Origin of the sequence: Acinetobacter sp. ANC 4779 (genome assembly GCF_004331055.1) — a bacterium.
Classification (GTDB): domain Bacteria; phylum Pseudomonadota; class Gammaproteobacteria; order Pseudomonadales; family Moraxellaceae; genus Acinetobacter.
The window spans coordinates 171296-193957 of record NZ_SJNU01000005.1; the positions used below are offsets into that span (position 1 = coordinate 171296).

Annotated in this window: 17 protein-coding genes and 1 pseudogene; 6 read left to right on the forward strand and 12 right to left on the reverse strand. The window is 36.1% G+C overall.

Annotated elements, in window-relative coordinates; translation table 11 throughout:
* Positions 1 to 130 precede the first annotated feature (130 nt).
* The 10 genes from E0H80_RS07980 to E0H80_RS08025 all read right to left on the reverse strand — a co-directional run bounded on the left by E0H80_RS07980 (position 131) and on the right by E0H80_RS08025 (position 12855).
* The gene (locus E0H80_RS07980) at positions 131 to 847 is read right to left on the reverse strand and encodes an OmpA family protein (RefSeq protein ID WP_416224583.1); all 717 of its coding nucleotides are present in this window, start codon (positions 845 to 847) and stop codon (positions 131 to 133) included.
* A gap of 135 nt (positions 848 to 982) precedes the next feature.
* On the reverse strand, positions 983 to 4807 hold the full coding sequence (tssM, locus tag E0H80_RS07985; protein ID WP_131364741.1) for a type VI secretion system membrane subunit TssM: 3825 nt from the start codon (positions 4805 to 4807) through the stop codon (positions 983 to 985).
* Positions 4808 to 4870: 63 nt separating this feature from the next.
* Positions 4871 to 6277, reverse strand: coding sequence for a hypothetical protein (locus E0H80_RS07990; protein ID WP_131364743.1), 1407 nt, complete (start codon positions 6275 to 6277; stop codon positions 4871 to 4873).
* Positions 6277 to 7269: a type VI secretion system baseplate subunit TssG gene (tssG, locus tag E0H80_RS07995; RefSeq protein ID WP_131364745.1), complete on the reverse strand. Its 993-nt coding sequence runs from the start codon at positions 7267 to 7269 to the stop codon at positions 6277 to 6279. Before tssG ends, E0H80_RS07990 begins: the two co-directional genes overlap by 1 nt.
* Positions 7233 to 9041: a type VI secretion system baseplate subunit TssF gene (tssF, locus tag E0H80_RS08000; RefSeq protein ID WP_131364747.1), complete on the reverse strand. Its 1809-nt coding sequence runs from the start codon at positions 9039 to 9041 to the stop codon at positions 7233 to 7235. The genes tssG and tssF overlap by 37 nt, the downstream gene beginning before the upstream one ends.
* 11 nt (positions 9042 to 9052) lie before the next feature.
* Positions 9053 to 9529: a type VI secretion system baseplate subunit TssE gene (gene tssE / locus E0H80_RS08005; protein WP_131364749.1), complete on the reverse strand. Its 477-nt coding sequence runs from the start codon at positions 9527 to 9529 to the stop codon at positions 9053 to 9055.
* A gap of 75 nt (positions 9530 to 9604) precedes the next feature.
* Positions 9605 to 10108, reverse strand: coding sequence for an Hcp family type VI secretion system effector (locus E0H80_RS08010; protein WP_131364751.1), 504 nt, complete (start codon positions 10106 to 10108; stop codon positions 9605 to 9607).
* Between the two features lie 52 nt (positions 10109 to 10160).
* Positions 10161 to 11642, reverse strand: a complete 1482-nt coding sequence (gene tssC, locus E0H80_RS08015; protein WP_131364753.1) for a type VI secretion system contractile sheath large subunit — start codon at positions 11640 to 11642, stop codon at positions 10161 to 10163.
* Entirely contained in the window at positions 11635 to 12138 is a 504-nt protein-coding gene (gene tssB, locus E0H80_RS08020; RefSeq protein WP_131364755.1) for a type VI secretion system contractile sheath small subunit, read from the reverse strand. The genes tssC and tssB overlap by 8 nt, the downstream gene beginning before the upstream one ends.
* Positions 12139 to 12153: 15 nt before the next feature.
* Positions 12154 to 12855, reverse strand: a complete 702-nt coding sequence (locus E0H80_RS08025) for a hypothetical protein (RefSeq protein ID WP_228259966.1) — start codon at positions 12853 to 12855, stop codon at positions 12154 to 12156.
* A 368-nt stretch (positions 12856 to 13223) separates the two neighbouring features.
* Here E0H80_RS08025 and tssH point away from each other — a divergent pair, with 368 nt between their 5' ends.
* Genes tssH through E0H80_RS08055 form a run of 6 tightly spaced genes read left to right on the forward strand, consistent with a single transcriptional unit; the run spans position 13224 to position 20646 of the window.
* On the forward strand, positions 13224 to 15902 hold the full coding sequence (gene tssH / locus E0H80_RS08030; RefSeq protein ID WP_131364759.1) for a type VI secretion system ATPase TssH: 2679 nt from the start codon (positions 13224 to 13226) through the stop codon (positions 15900 to 15902).
* Between the two features lie 37 nt (positions 15903 to 15939).
* Complete coding sequence (tssA, locus tag E0H80_RS08035; protein WP_131364761.1) at positions 15940 to 17067, forward strand: type VI secretion system protein TssA; 1128 nt, start codon at positions 15940 to 15942, stop codon at positions 17065 to 17067.
* Positions 17068 to 17072: 5 nt separating this feature from the next.
* Positions 17073 to 18434, forward strand: coding sequence for a type VI secretion system baseplate subunit TssK (gene tssK, locus E0H80_RS08040; RefSeq protein ID WP_131364763.1), 1362 nt, complete (start codon positions 17073 to 17075; stop codon positions 18432 to 18434).
* A 15-nt stretch (positions 18435 to 18449) separates the two neighbouring features.
* Complete coding sequence (locus E0H80_RS08045) at positions 18450 to 19256, forward strand: DotU family type IV/VI secretion system protein (RefSeq protein ID WP_131364764.1); 807 nt, start codon at positions 18450 to 18452, stop codon at positions 19254 to 19256.
* Positions 19257 to 19267: 11 nt separating this feature from the next.
* Complete coding sequence (locus tag E0H80_RS08050) at positions 19268 to 19696, forward strand: hypothetical protein (RefSeq protein ID WP_131364766.1); 429 nt, start codon at positions 19268 to 19270, stop codon at positions 19694 to 19696.
* Entirely contained in the window at positions 19693 to 20646 is a 954-nt protein-coding gene (locus E0H80_RS08055) for a M15 family metallopeptidase (protein ID WP_131364768.1), read from the forward strand. Before E0H80_RS08050 ends, E0H80_RS08055 begins: the two co-directional genes overlap by 4 nt.
* Before the next feature lie 49 nt (positions 20647 to 20695).
* Here the strand turns inward: E0H80_RS08055 and E0H80_RS08060 are convergent, their stop codons facing one another.
* Positions 20696 to 21466 carry an alpha/beta fold hydrolase gene (locus E0H80_RS08060; protein ID WP_131364770.1) on the reverse strand — a complete coding sequence of 257 codons (771 nt, stop codon included), beginning with the start codon at positions 21464 to 21466 and terminating at the stop codon, positions 20696 to 20698.
* Positions 21467 to 21751: 285 nt separating this feature from the next.
* Positions 21752 to 22629: pseudogene (locus E0H80_RS08065) on the reverse strand (MBL fold metallo-hydrolase).
* Positions 22630 to 22662 lie beyond the last annotated feature (33 nt).

The window sequence follows — 22662 nt, forward strand, 5'->3', positions numbered from 1 at the left end:
GGAGCTAGGGCTACAACTAAGGTTGTGTAGGCTACAATCTTAGATATTCTATTTAACATAATATACATTATACGAAATTGAAGTTATCTATAAAGAGTTACATACAATTATGTAACTCTTTATAGATAACTTATAAAACTTCGAATTCAATTCGACGATTTTTCTTACGACCTTCAACTGTTGTGTTATCAGCAACCGGTTTAGTTGAACCTACACCTTCAACACTTAAACTATTTGTAGGAATATTTTTTCCAATTAAATAATTTTTAACTGCTGTCGCACGTTGTTGGCTCAAATTTAAATTTTTCGCTGAATCGCCTGAATTATCTGTATGGCCAATAATCTTTACTTTTTTGCCACCAACCTTATTTAATACGATCGCCATCTCATCTAAAATCTGCCTCCCTGAAGCTGCTAATACAGTACTTCCAGATTCAAATTCAATAATTCGATTTTTTAAAGCCTGATCAATAATTTTCTGTTCTGCGTGATTTATTGTTAATCGCGTTTTCAAACGATACGGTGCTTGAACTAAGCTATTAAAATTTAATGAAATTGGCTGAATGTCATTCTGATTTAACATTTTCCCAGCCAAATCCATCTGTGTACCATGTACAGTTAATTTTCCTTGTTTAACTTTTTTTAAATCTGGTGTAATGACTTCAGTCACTGAATCACTCCAACCATTTGGTGCAGATACAGCACGAACTTGAATTTTATCAATCACTTGACCAGAACCATAAACAGCATGCATTTTATTTAAAATCGCTTGTTTACTCGTTTCATTGGGTACAGCACCTTCAATTACAATCGGGTCTGCATAAGCAACGACTGCAGCACTGGACATAAAGAAAGCAGCCTTAAAAATATTTATAATTATTTGTTTTTTCATAATTTTTATTCATTAGTAAATGTGTGTTTAAATAATTCCATACTTTGGCTTAAAGTCAGTTGAAGCTCACTTTTAATGATTGATTTTTTATTACTCATAGTGTGCTCCATTAAAGCCCGATGATGGAGATGTTGTATTGGCTTTGACTGCGACAACAGATATGGGTGCTGCTTGCGCAGCAACGACATGCACGGACTTATGATTTACCACCAGATCAACCAGGTGCATGCCTGCATAACCGCGACTTGAACCAATCTGTCCTGAATTACCACTAATCAAGCGAAAGTTCACTTTCACAGCCAAGTTCGGATTTTGTTGATTTTTCCAAATCATTTCAAAACTGTTACCATCTTGATGTTGAGTGCGCTGCGCACTATCAATTAAGCGGTTAATTCCATATTCACCCGGCTCATCAAAAATAGTATGAGTCTGCCCTTCCAAATCTACAGCTGTAATACGTGCACCAGCAATAGCGCCTTGATTTGGCCAGACAAAATTCACCCATTGCTGAATACCATTTTCATAGACCATTCTCTGACCATCAATATCAATGGTATAAGAAAGTAGTTGCGCATTTTCAAGTGGGTAGAATTGAAAGTTGGATTGATTCGTTGCAGTTGATACTGATTTTAACTCTCCTGTCGCCATACCATGACTCGGTGCAACATAGCTATGAAAATTCATAACAAACTGAGGGTTTAAGCTGACACCTAAATCTTTCCATGTTTTTGACGTTAAACTATAACCTCGTCGGATCACCAACCGATCCAGATTGTCTTTCACGAAGCGCGCAATACTCCCATTTTCACCAAAGATTTGGCTAATTTCATTACTGGTGGCTTGTAATGTTGCCGAAGAATTAAACGGATATTTCTGACTTAAATTTGCTTTAAATGGTTGACTGGCTTGTATTATCCATAACTTGTTAATTTCATCCTGAGCAGGAATCAACAAACTCTCAAATGACTGTGATAATGGACGCATCAATAATTTTTGCAAAACTTGTTGATCCTGTTCATTTAGTCCAGCGGACATTTTTTCATCAATAATTTTTTGGGTACTGTTAAAGACTGAATTTTGATCATTAATGGTTTTTTTGACCAAATTCATGGCAAAAGGACCAATATCCCCTGCACTTTTTAGATCATTAAACTTGCTACGAACTTGGGCAAGTGATTGCATGTATTCATCCAACAATGATTTGTTTTGCTGATCATCACGCTTACGCACAATTTTATAAAATACTTGGAATTCTTTTGAAATTACGCCTTGCCCTTGATTCAATGCCTGTTGTGTACTTTTAGCTTGATCTTTCTTTAAAAATTTATCTTTAAACCAAGTCAAAAAACCTGTTTGTGGTGCAGCGAGTTCTGCTTGCACAATTGGATTGTCCCAACTGGTTTCTTCGGCAATATGATTCACAAGAATACGAATGGGTGAATTTTCAGGCTCACCCAATATTTCAATATTTTTAGCCTGTTGTTTAAAATCATTGTTTTTAGCATAGTGAATGCCGTTCAGGAATTTACGCCATTCAGCAATATATTGCTCTTTATATAAAGCAGTTAACTGCTGGCGAATCTGATTCGGACTTCCACTAAAAGTCAGGTCATCCGATTGTGTACTGTTTAACACCCAATCCTTACTCTCTGTTGGCCGGTTTGCCACGTCATCAATTGCTTTTTCTACATAATCAGACCATGCTTTATAGGTAAATATGCCCGGTAATGCATAACTGCCCAGTACTGTATTTTGGCTATCTGTATTCATCAACTGCTTCACAGTGATAGTAGGATAACGAACTGCTGCACGCATTTTAATTTCATTATAGACACGATCACGTGCAGGCATACCACGAATCACGGACAATAAAACTTGGCGAGCTTGATCAACCACCATGGGATCTGATTCAAGAATAGGAAATGCTTGCTCATTTGTTAGGGTCATGCTGTAGGATAAAATTTGCTCCGCTTTTTGAATCATTTCCCCACGCGGCATTTGACCCTGATTGGAATCTAACCATGATCGCCAGAAACGTGTAACTTGATCACTTAAATGACTGGCATCCATATATTGTGGATTACTCATTATTAAATAGGCCTTTAATGCATTATAAGCATCTTGAGGATTGGTTTCAGATGGCTCTAAATATTGTTGATTTTTAGCAATTTGTTTTATTTCCCCATTGACATGATTGGCCTTTAAAGTCGTTTCGTTGCTTTTTACCCGTTGTAAATACTGGACAATATTCTGCTGGGTCGGCTGTAAAACAATTTGCTTCGCACCTTTTAAATATTCCGCTTTTAACTTGTTGCGCAGTTCCTGACCTTGATACAAACCAAAGCCAAATTTAATAGGTCGATCTTGATCAAACTGATCTAGTTGTTGCATTCGATCTTGTAAAATCAACAAAGCGTTTAATTGGGTGGATAGCTCTTGCCCCGATTGTTTTTCTAATTGTACGACTTTGTCTAAATCTGCTTGTACATCAGCAATCAGCTGTTGATTATGACGATATGACGATATCCATAAGCTGAGAATAATAGACACACCCAATAATACTGCAATAAATGCAAGGTAACGCTGTTTCTTACGTGCTGGATTAATATGCTGTTTAACCAGATTCTTATCTTTTAAAATCACATCCGAAAATAAACCTTTCAGAAAGTAACCATGATTTTGGGCAATCGAATTGCTCGGTATGCCATTTTCACTATTTGCGCTTTTAGATAAATTAAAATCCTGTGCTAGCTGTTCGGTCATTGGACTTTCAATCATGCCTTCTTGCAAGGCACTGGTGAAATAAAAGCCACGGAAGACTGGTTTAAACTGGTAGGGATTTTCTTCAAATAAAGTGCCAATAAAAGTTTTTAGGACTGGTTTTAGGCTCTTAAACTCCAAAGGAAATGTCATTACACTCGGTGATATATTCTGCGAATGCCGACGACTGAGATGCGTGGTACTCAGTCCTTTTAAACCATCATATAAAACAGAATAGTGTTGCTCAAAAAGCTCAACAGCATTATTATTTGCAGAATTCAATTCATACTTTAATGTTGCACCCCATACCTGATCAAATTCATTGACTTCATAACATTCAAAAAACTCGGTAAATCCTGCAATCAAATCCATTTTGGAAAATACTAAATACACAGGTGCAAAAATTTCTAAACGTTCAGTCAAATCTTGAATCCGTGCTCTTAAATTTTTAGCCAGTTTGATTGATTTTTCAGGACTTTGACTTATTAGCTCTGCAATACTCACCATTACGATCAATCCGTTAATGGGTGCCTTAGAGCGACTTTTCTTTAATAAACTCAAAAAGCCTATCCATTCAGAATGATCTTCAGCATAAACCGAATAACGCCCCGCCGTATCGAGTAACACTCCTTGCGTTGAGAAAAACCAGTTACAGTTTTGTGTCCCACTTAAGCCAGATGAAACCATTTTTTGATGTGAGGCTTCAAAGGGGAATTTTAGCCCTGAATGATAAATTGCCGAACTTTTACCTGCCGCCGGATTACCAATTACCATATACCAAGGTAATTCATATAAAGCTGCATTGCCCTTCTTGTCTCCCAGCTTTGACTTACGAATCAACTGGATCGATTCCTTCATTTGCTGATTGATCAGCAGTAATTCATCTTTATTTTTCTGTTTGCCATATTCAGCCTGGGTACCATGTTGAATGGCCTCAGCAAGGAATCCTCCTTGTTGAGCATAACGATATTTTTGAATCAGCCAATATATGCCATAGCCGATGAGTGCCAAAACATAGGCTGCCAGCAATACCCAAAAAATATTTCGGGGAATGACATTATATGAAGAAATCAGTGCCACTAAAAATGATAGTACAATGATGGCTTTAGGATGGGTTATATACTGCCAAACATAACCTAAAATGGTATAAAGCATGCGGATTCTCGTTATTATTTTAATTTTTATTAATATTTAAATGACCTCTTCTTCGAACTGATTTTATTCAGCAACCGTTTGAAAAAAAGCATGGGTGAAAGCTTGATCCGTACTGTAGGTCATTGCTGTAAGTTCCTCTGGAAAATGCACGCCCAGCATAAATCCAAAAATTTTTGAGAGGGTTTGTGTATGACCCAGACTTTGTTTTATATATAAAGAATGATGTGTTTCTATTAAAGTCGGAACAAAAATTTGGTTGGTTTTTTTAATCGCATTGATATCAGTTGTATCATCTAAAATCACTACAAAAGGCTGTTCCTGCTGGATCTGTTCCGTGTAATTAGGCACAGTTTCATTTAGAAAATTCGCTAGATCATGGACATTCAGTGCAATTTTAAGTGACTTGATGACATGAAGCTGATTAATATTTAGGTCATGAGAAGCCACACACCAGCTTGATGTAAATTCTGCTGCCAAATAATCATTAGACAACCACATTTTGTCATCCAGCACTTCTTGATCAATTTCAGAATCTACATTGATTACCAATGAAATTTCATGTGATGGTGCTGATATTTGACTGAGTAAATTCAGCCAGTATTTATAGGAACTTCGCTGACCAATAAAATGATGTTGGATATGTATTTGCTGCGAAATGATGCCCAATGACTGCATAAAATTGAGCAGTATTTCTTGACTGAAATGCTCATCCCAAACATGCAATACCTGGTCTGATAATAAAATATGAATATTCAGTCGATTTAGACGCGGTACTGGTTCAACCTGAAAGTATCGGTCATCTTCATGCTGTGCTTGATAATCTGGGTCGATCCATGCAGGATGCATGCGATACTGGTATGCCAGTTCACTATCATAAAAAAATGCAGACTGTTTTAAGTGTGCTGCCAACTGCGATAGAATTTTACTCTGCTGCTCTAACTGATATTGAATTAGGGCTTGGATTCGTTGCAAGCGCCCCTGCTTCTCTTTTATATCTGAATCCTCATCTTGTTGTGCCATCACATCATCCAAGTACTTAATTCTGTACGACAAAACTGGTAAGCCACAACCATTGGTTAAGTGCTGATCCAATTCAGGACTTCTAAAGTTTTTTAATGCATTAATAATACTTTCATTTGCACCAAATGCACTCAATGCATTTGATGAAAAAATATTTAAATTCAGAAATTTAAACTCTTCAAATATTTTATTTGTTTCTGGTATTTTTTTATTCGGTTGTTCTAATAAAGCTGTTTTTCGTTGCTGTTTATGCTTTTTATATGCATAGTAAGCTTGATAAAGTAAATATGGCGAAAGCAGGATTAAAGACAAAACTAAAGGTATAACAATAAAATATGACAATAAATCCATGCTAGATGGATCGTATTGGATGTCACGCCAATAATAAATAATCGCTATGCTGACCATTAGAAAAATACTGGTAAACGTTCCCAGAATGAGTTTAATCATTATATTTCTCTCAATAATGCATAACAGGTTTCTGAATTATATTCAGTAAGTTTAGGCATTAAAAAAGCTCCCTGTGCCAAGCCAAACTGTGAGCTAGAATTTAAGCAAAGAGGTTGTATATCTTCTTTTTTTAGTATTAAACGTAAATCTACCATTAAGGTTGGACTACACCAGATTGTGAGGATTTTTTTTAGTTTTTCACTCATTTTTTGCTGCGGTAAAAAGCTGAGATAATCTGTTTTGGACAATGGGCCAATCTGGATTTCTATTTTCTCGTCGATTTGTCGAATACTTTCACCACAAAAGGTATTCATACCTAATAAACTTGTGCTTAAGCCACCTAAAGTTGTCTTTTGTTCATCTGTTAATTTAAATTTTTCTTCGATGAATTCTTTAATTTCAAAATCTTTTTTAAAGATACATTCCAGCATTGTCCTTAAAGCATAAGTCGTATTATTTTGCCCCTGCATTAAACCTGAAAATTCAGCGAAATAATCATCTAATTCAGCTTGATCTTGTTGCGAACTGACATAACCATTTAACGCATGCAGAATATCTAGATAATCATTTTCTTGTTCAATTTCATAACGTACCGGCAAATGATAGGTTAAGCTTGCATCTACATATTGTGCTGTGAGCTTATGATTGAACAAACCCAAAAAGTTAATAGTTTCTACTTTCTGCTGCCGACTACCGTGTTTAATTTTATGACTATAGGTGTAAGGTAAAGCTCCTTGCATACCGGTTAAACCGACAATCAGGTTGGTAAAATGAATATATTTATTCTCTAGCTTTAAGGTTTCAATTTCTGAAACCGGAAAATTAAGATTTAAAGAACTGTGAAATTTAAAGTCATTCGCCCAATACTGAGTTTTGAATGAATTAGGCACGTGTCGCAACAAACGTGTCGCCTGAATAAATTCATAAGCTGTAGGTGTGGTCATTAGATCATCAATTACAGAAGCTTCTTGCCACCAACGTTCTGCACGCATTGGTATAACTCCTGTTGGTTATTTGAATCACTGACAATGACATCTACATAACTATTCATCTGAACTTTTAAATTAAAAACATGACTTAAAAGCTGAGTAAATATATATAGGCTATGCCCTCTAAAAACTTGTGCATCAATAGCTAAATTGACTTTAATGCCCCGCACAAATAATGGAAAAGGTTTGGCCTCAACCAGTTTTTGGGTCAATGAAAAATTAATATTTTTAATGGAATCAATCATCAGATGATTTTCTTTTAATAGAGGTAAATTATACAACTCCAAAAGTTCCTTCATATGACTAATCGCATTGCCTTTCATGAATGACAATGTGTTTAAAGAAAGATGAGAAATAATGCGCCACTGTTCTTTTTTATTTTGCTCAAAATAATAGGGCTTAGTGGGTCGTTTTAATACAAGTGCGCGCCGTGTCAAGTTACTATCATTCAAAGTCAGGACATTATTGACCTGACTTAAAGCCTCATGCGGCAAGTCTCGATTGCAACACAATAATTTAGTACTGATAAAATCAGACTTTGTGTTATGTGGCGATAAGTGTTTTGAAATAATAGAATAGCCTGTTCCAATAGATTTATTTTGTAATTTAGTTGGACTGAGACTATAGAAAAATTGAACATCACCCTGATGATAATGGCTCATGGCGAAAAATGGAAAAACAGGAAAAGTGCTCTGATCTTGACTACTTTTTTCCCGAATCATATTCATCTCAAGGATTGAATAAACTTGATAGAATTCGGGATGATGAGCATCTGTCACCAAGGAATATTCCAGTTGTTTATGATTGATTTTCTGGGGTTCTGCTTGCTTATTAAATAGATTCACCACTGGCACTGAAAACAATTTAAAGTTAGCGACATTTAATTCAGCATAATTTCGAATACAGGCCTGATCATTCAGATTTAACTTTAAATGAATCCGTACTTCAAATTCGTTTTGCTCAGTGGGTAAATGCTTTAAGAAATTTAAATCCAGATTGAGATAGTTAAATTTTTCAGGAAAGCAAAAATATTCCATCAATAAACGATAAGCATGATGAGTATGCTGATCGACAGGTAATAAACTTTCTGTTTCATCAAAACCCATTACTTCAAATGGATTGGGGATTTCAATAAAATCATTTCCTATTTTTAATGAAAATCCAGTACTTTTATTAAATATGTTATCTAAAACCTGTAATGGAAAATTGGAAATTGCATCCAAATAAATCGGTAATTTTTCATTCATTAACTGTTTTGTACTTTGATTGAAAATTTCAAAATTGAAACTCAAGGTGGCATTTTGATTTAAATGCATATGCGCACTTGGATTAGTCTTAAAGTTTAAATTATTCAATGAAATAGGCAGTAATTTAACTAATCTTGTCGTGGTAAATTCACACTGCACACCTTTAAAACTACGCGACTTTAATGGGGTAGATTTAGGAATTTCATGTGCTTCAGTCAGTTGTTTGACCTTGCTGATATCCTCAAAACTCACCACTGAACATGCAGGGAAAGGTTTAAGGTATTGAGGAAACATCACCTCGAATAATGAACGGGTAAAAATGTCATAACTGTCCGCCAGTTTTTTATCAATACGCGCAGCAACCAATGAAAAAGCCTGAATCAAACGCTCAATATGCGGATCATCAATTTGTTCCTGATTGAGCGATAAGCGCTGAGCAATTTTTGGATATTTTTGTGCGAATTCACGCGATTGTTGCCCAAATTCTTGTAATTGCTTTTCATAATAAGGTAACAGTTCTTCAATCACAGAAAACCCACTTAAGATCGTGCAGAAATAACATATTGTTGTGTTGTTGGTTTTAATAACGCATCAAAAACAACCGGTTCAAATATAGGATGAATATTTAAATAGGCTTGAATGCTTAAACATAAGGCTCCCATATTATGACCATCAAGTAACATCTCTACTTTAATTTGTCTTAACCTGGGTTCATGAGCGGCAATAGACTGCTCAAGGGATTGACAAATTTTGTCCCGATCTGTTGGATTAGCGGTAGATAAACCAACAAAATCGATAATCCCAAATTGCAAAATAGATTGTTTCGCTAAAGGAAAATCATCAATTAAATCATCCAATTTAGCCATGCGGCTATTAAGCAAATCCTCGAGATCAGAGGCAACAGATTCCCGTAGTTGCTGAAGCGTTCTTCCCTGATAATTTTGCTCGTTTTCAGGCAATAAACGGTCAAATAACGTTGTTCTAAAACCATATGGATAGAGTTGATCTAGATTCATATTTTTCTTATTTATTTATGTAATTGATGAAGAAATAGAGGCCAACATAGGTTAGCCACTATTTTTATCATTAAATTATGCAGCGTAAGATGCTGTATTATTTGAAAGTGACCATTTTTTGGTTACAGCACCTTTTTGTGTGCCGTTAATATCTTGTTGGTTATAAGTCCACTCTACCGCTGCATATTTCAAACCGAATGATTCAGTAGGGACACCTTCTTCATTTACGTGTGGCGTTACGCTTGATACCAGAACATGTTTTAGTTTTATTTGAAGATATTTAATACGTTTATCACCATTGGCACGATAAAAATCGACTTGAATTTCATCAAAGGTATAACCGGCTGAACAAGCTTCCCAAAGTTTTGGACTGGTTGCATCCAGATCTTTAATAAACAGCATATCTGAATGCTCAACACGTTCAGCAGTATGGCCACCAACACTTGAAGATGTTGCAGATTTTGGTTGGCGGATATTATGCGCCCAAGAGTTAACTTCTAGCCAATCTTTATGTTCTGAGTCACGGGATTCGCCGTCAACTTTATATTTCCCACGAAATTGTACGTATATATCTTTCATTTTTATAAATTTTCCTATTTTAATTTTAAGTTATTATAAAATTGCACTCTGATTAATGAGAGGTCTGAGGTAACTCAGTAACAAGTCGTAAAGAGACTGACAACTCATCCAATTGAAAATGCGGTCTTAAAAAAACCACAGACTTGTAGTGTCCAGGTTGAGCGGGGTTCTCTACAACTTTGACTGAAGCTTCACGAAGCGGATATTGTGCTTTCGCTTCTTGTGAGGCTCCATCGTCTAATAAAACGTATCGCGATAACCATTCATTTAAAAATGCTTCAACATTTCCCGAAGATGTAAAACTACCGACTTTGTCACGCATCATGGCTTTTAAATAATGGGCAATACGAGAAACAGCCATAATATATTGAATCTGACTGGATAAAGCAGAATTGGCATTTGCTGTATCACTATCATATTTCTTTGGTTTTTGAGTTGATTGTGCACCGAAGAAAGCTGCATAATCTGTATTTTTACAATGTACCAGCGGAATAAAGCCTAAATCACTGAGTTCTTTTTCACGACGGTCGGTAATGGCAATTTCAGTTGGACATTTAAAAACAACTTCACCATCCTGGGTTTTAAAAGTATGAACCGGTAAACCTTCAACCAAGCCTCCACCTTCAACACCACGAATCGCTGCACACCAGCCATGCATATCAAAGGCATTGGTTAAACGTGTCGCAAATGCATAAGCCGCATTCATCCATAAATATTCTTCATGAGTTTGGCCCGAAACTTCTTCTATAAAGTTAAATCCTTCGGTCACCGTACCTTCTTTAGGATGATATGGCAGACGACCTAATACTCGTGGCATGGTTAATGCGACATAGCGAGCATCATCACTTTCACGGAATGAACGCCATTGTACATATTCAGCTGTTTCAAAAATTTTAGAAACATCACGCGGCCGATCAATGTCAGTAAACGATTCAATTCCAAGCAGGTTGGGACTTGCTGCTGAAATAAATGGTGCATGTGCCGCAGCTGCAACATGAGAAATTTGCTCTAACAAATACAGATCTGATGGCGTGCGATCAAATTCAAAATCACCAATTAAAGTTGCATAGGGTGCACCCCCAAATGAACCATATTCTTCTTCATAAATTTTTTTAAACAATGTACTTTGGTCAAAATCTGTAGCACCCTGAAAATCTTTCGTCAGTTGTTTTTTAGTCGTATTGAGCATACGAATTTTGATTAGAGAATGTGAAGGCGTTTCTTGGCAGAAATAATATATACCACGCCATGTTGATTCGATTTTTTGAAATTGTTCATGATGAATAATTTTACTTAACTGGTTTGAAATTAAGGCATCAATTTCTGCAATTCGTTTATCAAGCGACAAAGTCATGTTTTCAGAAACTGTAATAGTTCCGGCCATGACTTCTTTGGCCAATTCACCAATTAAACTTTTTGCACGGTCATGCTCTTCATCATTACGGGCAATACGGCTTTGCTCCACAATAGAGTCAAGTAAAGTAAATTTTTCAACATCTGTATGGGTCGCATGAGCAGTTTGTAAATTATTCATACTCTGCCTCTGCACTTAGCCTACGAACGTGATCGGTATTTTGTAAAACTTCATCCAGTAAATCTTCAAGTCGTTCATTATTCGAAATTTTGTTGCGTAAATCGGTTAAACGCTCGCGTGCTTCAACCAATTTACGTAAAGGATTAACCTGCTGTACTACATTTTCTGGACGGAAATCTTGCATTGAGTTAAAAGTTAAGTCGACTGACATACGTCCGCCTTCTTCAGTTAAAGTGTTTTCGACCTGAAAAGTTACACGTGGCGCAAGTGATTTCATGACCTCATCAATATTATCTAAATCAACATTGATAAATTTTTTATCTTTTAACTTTGTTTTTTCTAATTCTGAAGCTGCTGAAAAATCACCTAATACTCCGATAACAAAGGGTAATTCTTTTATTTCTTTACCATCACCTACCTCTATATCGTAGGTCAGTTGTACACGGGGTGGACGAATCCGTTGTAATTTTTTTTGCACACTTTCGCGTTTTGCCATGAATGTTGTCCTATATTAATTTTTATTAAAAGAAACAAAAGGACTTGAACCAGCAGTTGCTGTATTGCCGCTTTGTGGTTTCGTCATTACTGTCGTATTTCGTGTGCTTGCTTTTACTGTCGTTTGAGGAGCACTCACATTTTTTGTCTGGTCTATTCGTCTTGCCTTATTGCTTGAATACTTCAATGAAGTCGTTTTAGTTAATTTTTTTTGTTTAATTGATGCTTCGGTAATGGTCTGAGCCTTGGATGTATCTGGTTCAGGTAATGAGCTTTGAATATATTCCGACAGTTTTTTAGCTGCAGGATAAGTCGTTTGTGCACTTAAATAACGCACTTCATAAGAACGCATATACTGCAAAGAACTCTCGGCAATCCCTACTCCCGCAAGAAAAGCTACATCTGTAAGAGCGGTACGTTGAACATTTTGTTGATGTAAGTTTTCCACCAGCTGTAACGCTTTCAGATTCTTCCCAAGTTGTTGATATTTTTTTGCAGCTTGAATCAATAATTCATTTTGCAAAGTAATATTTTTCTTATTCTTTTTATCGCATATCTGGCGATAAATGTTGAGTAAGTCTTGGTCAGTCTCACCAGAAACTAAAGGATAGTCTTTCATACATCCTTTTTTTAGTTCGACTGGTTTTTCATCAGCAAAAGTTAATTGACTCACCGAAATTATTACAATCAAGGGGATAAAAAATATATTTTTATTCAAAAGATGCCTCAAATTATTTTAATTTTATTGTTTATCTGAGTTAAATCACATTCCGTGATTTTCTCAATTTAGTTTAATTTTTATAATTTCAAATCAACGTTGCGAATTTAACAAAAAATAACCACCTCAAGTCAACAGGAAATTAACAGTAACCTGCACTATTTGTTATTATTTATTGTTTATTTATGTAAAACCCCCTAATTTTGATCAAATTTTTTTTAATATTTCGAAAGAAATGTGTATAGTGTGCCAAAAGCCTGAACACATAAAAACATAAGGCTTTGTTTTTAATAAAAATATAAAATAAGATCATTTAGCATTGAAATAAAAATAAAACCTGATTGTTCTTTTAGAACGTTGAGTAACATATGAATAATTTAAAAATTTTGATCACAAAATTATCTTCCTGTGCCCGTTTAGCACTGGAAAAATCAGCCAATACATGTATTTCTCAACAAAATTATGAAATAGAAATTGAACATTTCTTTTTAGAACTTCTACAGAATGCTGCAAAAAATGATTTACAGCTGTTATTAGAAAAATACAAAATTTCGACTGATGCTTTAATTAATGATTTAAAAAAAAGTATTTTACAATTACCTAAAGGCAATGCACGAACCCCTATTTTTGCAAAATCAATTATACGTCTATTAGAACAAGCTTGGCTGGTGGCTTCTATAGAACAAAAACCGTTAATTCGAAGTGGGCATTTATTGGTTGCATTATTAACTGGGGCTGATCTTTATCAAATTGCAGTGCGCGCTTCCAGTTTATTTGAATTTTTTCCTGTGGATAGCATGAAACACAGGGTTTTAGATCTATGTTCACACAGTATTGAACAAGAATATGAACAAAGTGAAAATCATCAAGATGTAATAAAAATGAAGCAAGAGTTCGAGCAAAGATTAAAAACACCTGCTTTAGATCAATACACTATCAACTTAACTGAAAAAGCAAAAAATGGTGCGATTGATCCCGTGATTGGTCGTGAATTTGAAATTCGCTTGATGCTTGATATTTTAATGCGCCGTCGTCAGAACAACCCGATTTTAACGGGTGAACCTGGTGTCGGAAAAACCGCTGTCGTTGAAGGTCTAGCCCTTAAAATAGCCAACAATCAAGTTCCTGATGTCCTAAAAAATGTACATCTACATACACTTGATATGGGGCAGTTACAGGCAGGTGCCAGTGTTAAAGGTGAATTTGAAAACCGTTTAAAACAGGTCATTCAGGAAGTTCAAAGCTCAAGCTATCCAATTATTCTATTTATTGATGAAGCACATACCTTAATTGGTGCAGGGGGTCAGGCGGGTCAAAATGATGCTGCAAATTTACTTAAACCCGCTTTGGCTCGCGGTGAATTACGCACTATTGCGGCAACCACTTGGGCGGAATATAAGCAGTATTTTGAAAAGGATGCTGCATTAAGTCGTCGTTTTCAGGTAATAAAAGTTGAAGAGCCAACGGAAGCTGTCGCAATAGACATGCTTCGTGCCATGATTCCTGTAATGGCAAAGCATTTTAATTTGCAGATTGATGATGAAGCGATTGTTACCGCAGTACACTCTTCACATCGTTATATCAGTGGACGTCAACTTCCCGATAAAGCCATTAGCGTACTCGATACGGCAGCTGCGCGTGTGGCACTCACACAGAATGCTCAACCAGTCAAGCTAGATCAACTCGAAGCTCAACTTTATAATTTACAGCTGGAACATGATATTTTAGAAAACGAAAATAAAAATCTACCTATTCATCATGAGCGTTTAGAAACGTTGCGTCAGAAAATTAAATTACTTGAGTCTGAAATTATAGCTACAGAACAACAATGGCAATCTGAACTTAAACTTGTTGAAAAAATTCAAGTGCTTGAACACAAAGATCAGTTAGCTGAACATTCAGATCAAGATAAACACATGATTTCCGCTCTTCGTCAGCAATTGGCTGAGGTCCAAGGAGTATCCCCGTTGGTTTATGAACGCGTAAATGCACAAATGATTAATGAAATTATTTCGGACTGGACCGGTATTCCTGTAGGTAAAATGGTTAGTGATGAAATTAAACAGATTCTGACTTTAGAAGATAAACTTGCTGAACGCGTCATGGGACAAGACTATGCCTTAGAGCAACTTGTTCAAGGCATTAAAACCTCCAAAGCAAAACTTGAAGATCCAAATAAACCACAAGGTGTATTTTTATTGGTCGGACCAAGTGGGGTAGGTAAAACAGAAACTGCGCTAGCACTTGCTCATGAATTATATGGGGGTGAATCGCATCTGATTACGATCAATATGTCTGAATATCAGGAAGCGCATACCATTTCATCTTTGAAAGGTGCTCCCCCTGGCTATATCGGCTATGGTCAAGGTGGTGTTTTGACTGAAGCGGTTCGGCGTAATCCATATAGTGTCGTCTTGTTGGATGAAATTGAAAAAGCACATAGTGATGTTCAGGAATTGTTTTATCAGGTTTTTGACAAGGGCATGCTTGAAGACGGTGAAGGTCGTTTAATTGATTTTAAAAATACCATCATCCTGTTGACATCTAATGCCGGCTCGAGTGACATCATGAAAGCCTGCTTGAACTTGTCTGTTGAGGAATGGCCAACTGCAGAAGAATTAATCGATCATTTGAAGCCAAGTTTATATCAACAGTTTAAACCGGCATTTTTAGGTCGTATGCGTGTTGTGCCTTATTTTCCTTTGCCTGATGAATTACTGTTACGTATCATTAAACATAAATTAAATAAAATTACGGCACGTTTAGAACAACAATATTCAAGCAAAGTTTCTTATAGTGGAGATTTAATTGAATTACTACTCAGTCGGTGCACCGAAGTGGATAGTGGTGCACGTAATATAGATAACATCCTTAATTCATCGGTATTGCCAGCTTTAGCCACACAAATTTTAGTTGGCTTAGCAGAACAAAAATTACCGAAGCAAATCTATATTGGTATACAGGGTGATGAAATTCTTTATCAACTTGATCCTGTTGCAAAAACCATAAAAAAACCTATTAAAAATATCAAAGTTACCCAAGCATAATTTTAAAAATATTATAAAAACATGAGAAAGGCATAACATGAGTTTAGAACTCGAAGCATTATTAAAAGTAATTTCAGATGAATCCCCTTGCGGGATAGATTGTTCATTTTCCAATGATTTTCATGCCATTAAGCAAGCAAAAACTCAGGATGATCCACTATTAGATCAAGGTGACTGGATTGCTGAACCTAAGCAGGCCGACTGGAACTTTGTAAGTACCAAGTCGACTGAATTGCTGACTGAGAAAACGAAAGATATCCGGTTATATAGTGGGTTAATTAAAGCCTGGTCACACCTTTATGGTTTTGAAGGTGTAGCCAAAGGTCTAGAGCTGACACAACGTAGCTTAAGTGATTTCTGGATGTTATTGCATCCAAAAATTGATGATGATGATTTGGATCAACGTCTTGGTTTGCTGCAAGGACTGATTAATCAATTACCCTCGCTAGTTAAAAATATTCCAATTATAAATGCTCCACCTTTTTATTCTTTAATGGAGTATGAAAGCTTATTGCACCAACAGAATGTGCGCCGTAAACATGCTCAAGATAATGATCAGGTAGAAGCCAACTCGTTACTTGAGCAATTTGAACAAGCACTCTCTAACCTTTCTAAATCTTTTCAAGATCAAAATTATCAAGCATTTTTAGAAATTTTGAAGCAGTGGAATATTTTAAAAGATGTACTGGATGGCTTAATGGGTCTGGATGCTCCAAGCTTTGCATCGATCGATTCTCAACTTGAATCCATTCATAACAATCTAAAAAAAATATATAAAACTGATGCCTTTGAATCACAAGCCGTAGTAACAAGTCATCGGAATACTAAAGCTGAAATAAGCATTTCGCCTGAAGCTATTCATTCAGCAATTGAAATCTCCTCAACTTTGACAACAATGAATCAACAAGTATTTCAACCGCAAATTCAAAATCATGTGGCAAATCGTGAACAGGCCATGCAAGTTCTTCAAGATATGGCCAATTATTTTCAGGCCAATGAACCGCATAGTCCAGTCAGCTATATGTTGCAAAAAACCATTAAATGGAGCCAGATGCCGTTACATGAATGGTTAAGCCAGGTCATAAAAAATGAAAATCCATTAGAAACCGTACATGAGCTTTTAGGTGTACAAAAAAATAATCATGACACAAATAACGATTGGTAAATTACATGTTTAAAGCTGAAAAAATTCTTTGGGGCGAAGGCTTATTTTTACGTCCACAACACTTTCAATTGCAGGATGCCTATCATGAACAGCGATTGAATCATACCATTCGTGCGACCATCCCATTTTCATACGGTGTGCAATCCCTGCAGTTTGATGAATTGCAATTGGACATGCATGTCCTAGCTTTAGAAAAATTGGAAATGATTTGGCAAGATGGTGATATTTACCAGGCACCTGCTCGTGACTTATTGCCACAACCGGTTCAACTGGATGAGTTAAATTTACGTGGTGAAATAATGGTTTATTTGGCATTACCAATGATTCAGCCGAATAAACGTAATGTAGCATTTGAAGCAAGTATCCAGCCTAGCCGTTATCATTCCCACCTTAGTGAAACACATGATTTGTTTACCGGTGCTAATGCAGCAGATATTACTTTATTACGACGCCGTGCCGAATTTAAATTATTTGAATCAAATATTGAACCCAACCATGAACTGGATGGCTTCTTATATTTACCTGTAGCAAAAGTTAAACGTCAAAGTTCTGGGAATTTTGAATTCGATCGTAAATTTATTGCTCCGATCTTGCATATTGAAGCATGCGAAACGCTGATTTCCGGGTTAAAACGTACCTTAAATATGATTAGGGCCAAGATTAAAACCATTCAAAGCAACAATCGTGAAAATGAGCAAAAACTAATTGAATTCCGTTCGGGAGATATTGTTTCCTTTTGGTTAGTCAATGCCCTGAATACTGCACATGCCACGCTGAATCATCTGTTGCAGCATCCGCATATTCATCCGGAACGTCTCTTTTTTGAATTACTGCGCTTAACCGGATCACTACTCACCTTTTCTACCGCCTATGAAGTTGATCAGTTACCGCAGTATAGACATCATCATTTACAGGATAGTTTTTTACAGATTGATTTAATCTTACGAGATCTACTCGATACGATTATTTCAAATCGCTATATTAGTATTGCTTTAAAAGAAGTCCGTCCATCTTATTGGATTGGAAGTCTAGAGTCGGACAAAATTACCCGTGATACGCGACTTTATATTGCGGTTTCAAGTGGCATGATGCAAACCCATGAACTTGTTCAGTTGGTGCCGCTGCGTTTTAAAGTCGGCAATTCTGTCGATGTTGAACAACGTGTGGTTGCAGCACTTCCGGTCATTCCTTTACATCACTTAATACAGGTACCGACTGCAATTCCAGTGCGTTCCGGTGTCAGTTATTTTGAGATTGAACCGAACAATGATTTGTATCAACGGATGCTAGAAGCGGAATCGATTTGTATTTATATCCCAGCCGGTTTTCAGGATATTTCTATTGAACTGATTGCGGTAATGAAATAGTGAAGGATCATTACAATGACTATAAATAATCCTACCCCTTCACTCTTTGAGAATGGCCAAATTGGGATGGGTTTGAACCCAACTACAACTCACGCTAAAGCCATCAGTGCAACGAATCTTGTCGATTTACTACATGACGGTTTTTATATTGTATTTCTATTAAAGAACCAATATGTCCCAGCCAATGCAGATGAATTTCGTGAAAAAATATTGAATCTGTTAAACCACTTTGAAAATCAGGCGCTAAAACTTCAATTTTCAGCAAATGATATTCATGATGCCAAATATGCTTATTGTGCATTACTGGATGAAACCATTGTCACACAACAAGATGCACAGTTTTTCGAGTTGCAGAATCACTGGATAATTAGTCCATTACAATTAAGCCTTTTTGGTTCGCAACTTGCGGGCTATCGTTTTTTTGAAATTTTAGAATCCCTTCGTATTCACGGTAAAGAACGACTCGCGGCACTGGAAGTCTTTCATTATTGTATGCTGTTGGGTTTTCATGGAAAATTCAGGATTGAGTCTATACAGAATTTAACTCATCTGGTGGCACGTATTGGAGATGAAATTGACTTTTTAAAAGGTAAAAAAACCTCTTTTTCTCCATTTGCAGCCTTGCCCGATCAGATTAAACATATTATTCACCGTGAATTACCATTTTTCTGGATTTTAATCTTTTTAGCAAGCTTTGCCTTATTGTCATTTATTGGTTTAAATTTCATGCTTTCAAATCAAAATAATAAATCCTTAACAGCTTACCAAAACATTATTAGTCCACCTGCTGAACAGGCATATATCATCATCCATTTACCATAAGAAAATAAAAAATGGCGAACGAAAAACAGACTTCTTTAAAAACCTTAAAGCCTTCAAAAAAAATACATCATCCAGCGGCATTCTATGGGGGTTTAGGCTTTTGTACTGGAGTTATTTTTAGCTCTATGGTGAGCTATATTTATTTAAATACTTTAATTCACAATGCAATTATGCGTAGTTTGGTATCTGCAAATATAAGCCAGACTGAATCAGGTTTTTTAGAAAACAAGCAGGCAGTTTTAGAGCTAGAAACTCGTGTCATTCAGCCCGATATTCAAACCAATCAATTTGTACCAGATGAGGAACATCGCGTTGATTTCCCCCAATCCCAAAATGATGATTTAAGTAAGGTACTTCTACATCAGGATCAAGCTAAACCTAGGGCAAAAAGCCTAAATAAAACGCCCCTAGTAACCAAAGAAACCGCCGTGTCTCCATGATCATTGCTATATTTATTGGTTTTATCTTGGTTTCCTGTAGCCTCGCACTGCTATCTTCTTATGAGTTTCGGGATAAAACACAACAATTTTTCTTAGGTGTTATTCCTCAAGGTAAAAAACAATTTCATTCTGCCAAGAAATTTGCTCTACAGTTGAATCATGCTGCTTCGCCTAAACAGATCCAGTCGCATTGGCATTTGCAACAATGGTGGATTCTGGTTGCCGGATTTTTTCTGTTTGCCAGTATATTGATTTTCACTTTTACACGACCGGTTAATCCTAGCATGATTGAAGCAAATTATTTAATAGAAGTAGATCCTCAAATTTATGCTTTGCTAGAGGGACAAATGCTTTCGCCACCAGCAGAAGTGGAAGAATCATTGATCGAAGAAGCTATTATTACTGCGACAAATATCGAATCTACTCAGCCAAATATTCAGACAGAGGTATTTAAGCCAAATGCTGCAGATCTGTCGATGCAATATTCACATGCAGATTTTGCATCGGCTGATCGTAAATGGCATAAAATAAATCCGCGTTATAAACAGCGTTTACTGATGGTATTTAAAATCATGCAAGAACGTCATGGTTATGAAATGATTTTATTAGAGGGCTATCGCAGTCCAGAACGTCAGAATACTTTAGCTAGAAATAGTAATATTACCCGTGCCAGAGGTTTTCAAAGTTATCACCAATTTGGTTTGGCTGCCGATGTTGCATTTAAAAAAAATGGCAAAGTTATTATTTCTGAACGTGATCCATGGGCAATGCAAGGCTATCAATTATATGGGGAAGTTGCAGAATCGCTTGGCTTAACTTGGGGCGGTCGTTGGAAGTCGATTCAGGATTATGGGCATACAGAGTATCGTATGCCCGGACTCAGAAAAACTGCTGAAATGGCTACGCAATTAACTTCTGAAGGACAGTTATTGGTAACTAATATAAATTAATTATTTACATTAGAAGCCTAATTTTTCATTAGAGCTTCTAATGAATACTTTAATTTAACTTTAAATATTGATTAATTTCATCCACAACTTGTTGGGTCTTTTCTGCATGTAACCAATGTCCTGCATCTTCTATCACTTTAAGATTGGCATTAGGAAATTGCATTTTGATTGCATCAAAATGCTCATCTTTACTTATATATGCAGATTTACCGCCACGAATAAAGAGGGTTTCTTTTTGCCAAGGCTGAATCGCAGTCCAATTGATAATATCCGGGTAATGGTTAAATAATGCATCGACATTAAAGAGCCACTGCCCTTGGCTAAATGACTTCATTAAAAACTGGATCACCATTTCTTCATCTAAATGTTCACGCATGATTTGAGTTGCTTGTTCTCGGTGTTTAACATGAGCATTTTGTACAGCAAATAAGGCTTTAAAGATTTGATCATGATGACTTTCTTTATATGCAAATGGAGTCATATCCAGAACGACCAATTGTTCTAGGCGCTCCCCTGCGCTATTCGCTAATTGCATCGCAATTTTGCCACCCATAGAATGGCCAATCACAGAGAATTTTTGAATATTCAAAGCATCCACTGTTTCTAAAATATCCATTGCCATAACTGCGTAATTTATTTCAGCCGAATGGGGCGAATGCCCATGATTACGTACATCAATTTGAATGACCGAATGTGATTGATAAAATGCACGCGCCAACATGCCAAGATTACTTAAACTCCCAAATAAACCATGAATGAATACGAGAGGTATTTTTTCTGAACGGATTTCATTAAGATGAATTTGATAATTTAAAATCATAATTTTTTTTGATTACATTGTTAGGTTGAGTTATTTTTGATGATAATAGGTATTTAATCAATTGCCATTTTAAATATGTAATTTTGCTTAGGCTATTTTTAGATAGGTAATTTCGGACTCTTTATTTTATTTTGATGTCTTCAGTGGCGGTTTAAAATAATCAATTTATATGGGAACAAAAGATCTATTTTAAAAATAGATCAAAAGTCATCAGGTTTATGTTTAATATCGTCTTAGACACTATGAATGACGCTTGATTGTTAAAATTCTGCTCTATCGCTCATCTTATTTAAAATAGTTGAGTGGTAATTTTAAATAACGAATTCCGTTTGCTTCAGGTTCAGGAAATCTACCCCCATCCCCATATTGATCTGAATTGCCGGTAAAATTAGTTTCGGCATAGACAATGTTGCATCACGGCGGTTTCGCATCTCTATCAATTCAGCTTTTATTGTTTGAACATTAATGTGAATATTGCTGTTCTTTTGCGTTTGAATACTGCTTTGACAACTAACTGTATTCAAGCCGACTTTCAGGCAAATAATCATGACAGAGGAAAATTCGCATATTTTCATCTAATTGATATAGTTTTTTGACAGAATCAAATAAATTCGCTGCACTGCCCTTAGGAAAATCACAATGTGCCGTACCATAATCTGGCATAAATAAAGTATCTCCTACAAATACAGCATCTCCAATGACATAGCTTAAACATACAGGCGTATATCCGAGTCGGGATGTTATAGGCTGCCAATTCACCAATTTTGAACTGCTCCCCCATCTTTAAATAGATGATCAAATGTTTGGTTAGCATTAAAGTGCTTACTGTCTAGATTATAAATTGCACTAAAAGTTTCCTCTACAATCCCAATATTTTTGCTCATAGCGATTGTGTCGCCCAATTGTTCTTTTAGATATTGTGATGCAGTGATATGGTCTACATGAATATGTGTTTCTAAAATCTACTCTACGCTTAGGCTATTTTGATGTATATAGTTAATAATTAAATCGGCCTGTGTGGTCTTAGTTGTCGCAGACGGCGCAGCGTAATCTAAAACGCTAACGATAATTGCACAGCGCTGACTTATAGAATCTGGCACGACATCACTAAAGGTGTTGGTCTGCTGATCAACAAAATGCTGCACTTGTGGATGTTGTATCATAAATTTCTTTCCATCAATTGGCGCTGAATCAAC

What these genes read in the sequence shown, in the direction of transcription:
- E0H80_RS07980 (WP_416224583.1), bottom strand. Translation starts at nt 847, where the DNA reads ATGTCCAGTGCTGCAGTCGTTGCTTATGCAGACCCGATTGTAATTGAA.
- tssM (WP_131364741.1), bottom strand. Translation starts at nt 4,807, where the DNA reads ATGCTTTATACCATTTTAGGTTATGTTTGGCAGTATATAACCCATCCT.
- E0H80_RS07990 (WP_131364743.1), bottom strand. Translation starts at nt 6,277, where the DNA reads ATGATTAAACTCATTCTGGGAACGTTTACCAGTATTTTTCTAATGGTC.
- tssG (WP_131364745.1), bottom strand. Translation starts at nt 7,269, where the DNA reads ATGCGTGCAGAACGTTGGTGGCAAGAAGCTTCTGTAATTGATGATCTA.
- tssE (WP_131364749.1), bottom strand. Translation starts at nt 9,529, where the DNA reads ATGAATCTAGATCAACTCTATCCATATGGTTTTAGAACAACGTTATTT.
- E0H80_RS08010 (WP_131364751.1), bottom strand. Translation starts at nt 10,108, where the DNA reads ATGAAAGATATATACGTACAATTTCGTGGGAAATATAAAGTTGACGGC.
- tssC (WP_131364753.1), bottom strand. Translation starts at nt 11,642, where the DNA reads ATGAATAATTTACAAACTGCTCATGCGACCCATACAGATGTTGAAAAA.
- tssB (WP_131364755.1), bottom strand. Translation starts at nt 12,138, where the DNA reads ATGGCAAAACGCGAAAGTGTGCAAAAAAAATTACAACGGATTCGTCCA.
- tssH (WP_131364759.1), top strand. Translation starts at nt 13,224, where the DNA reads ATGAATAATTTAAAAATTTTGATCACAAAATTATCTTCCTGTGCCCGT.
- tssA (WP_131364761.1), top strand. Translation starts at nt 15,940, where the DNA reads ATGAGTTTAGAACTCGAAGCATTATTAAAAGTAATTTCAGATGAATCC.
- tssK (WP_131364763.1), top strand. Translation starts at nt 17,073, where the DNA reads ATGTTTAAAGCTGAAAAAATTCTTTGGGGCGAAGGCTTATTTTTACGT.
- E0H80_RS08045 (WP_131364764.1), top strand. Translation starts at nt 18,450, where the DNA reads ATGACTATAAATAATCCTACCCCTTCACTCTTTGAGAATGGCCAAATT.
- E0H80_RS08050 (WP_131364766.1), top strand. Translation starts at nt 19,268, where the DNA reads ATGGCGAACGAAAAACAGACTTCTTTAAAAACCTTAAAGCCTTCAAAA.
- E0H80_RS08055 (WP_131364768.1), top strand. Translation starts at nt 19,693, where the DNA reads ATGATCATTGCTATATTTATTGGTTTTATCTTGGTTTCCTGTAGCCTC.
- E0H80_RS08060 (WP_131364770.1), bottom strand. Translation starts at nt 21,466, where the DNA reads ATGATTTTAAATTATCAAATTCATCTTAATGAAATCCGTTCAGAAAAA.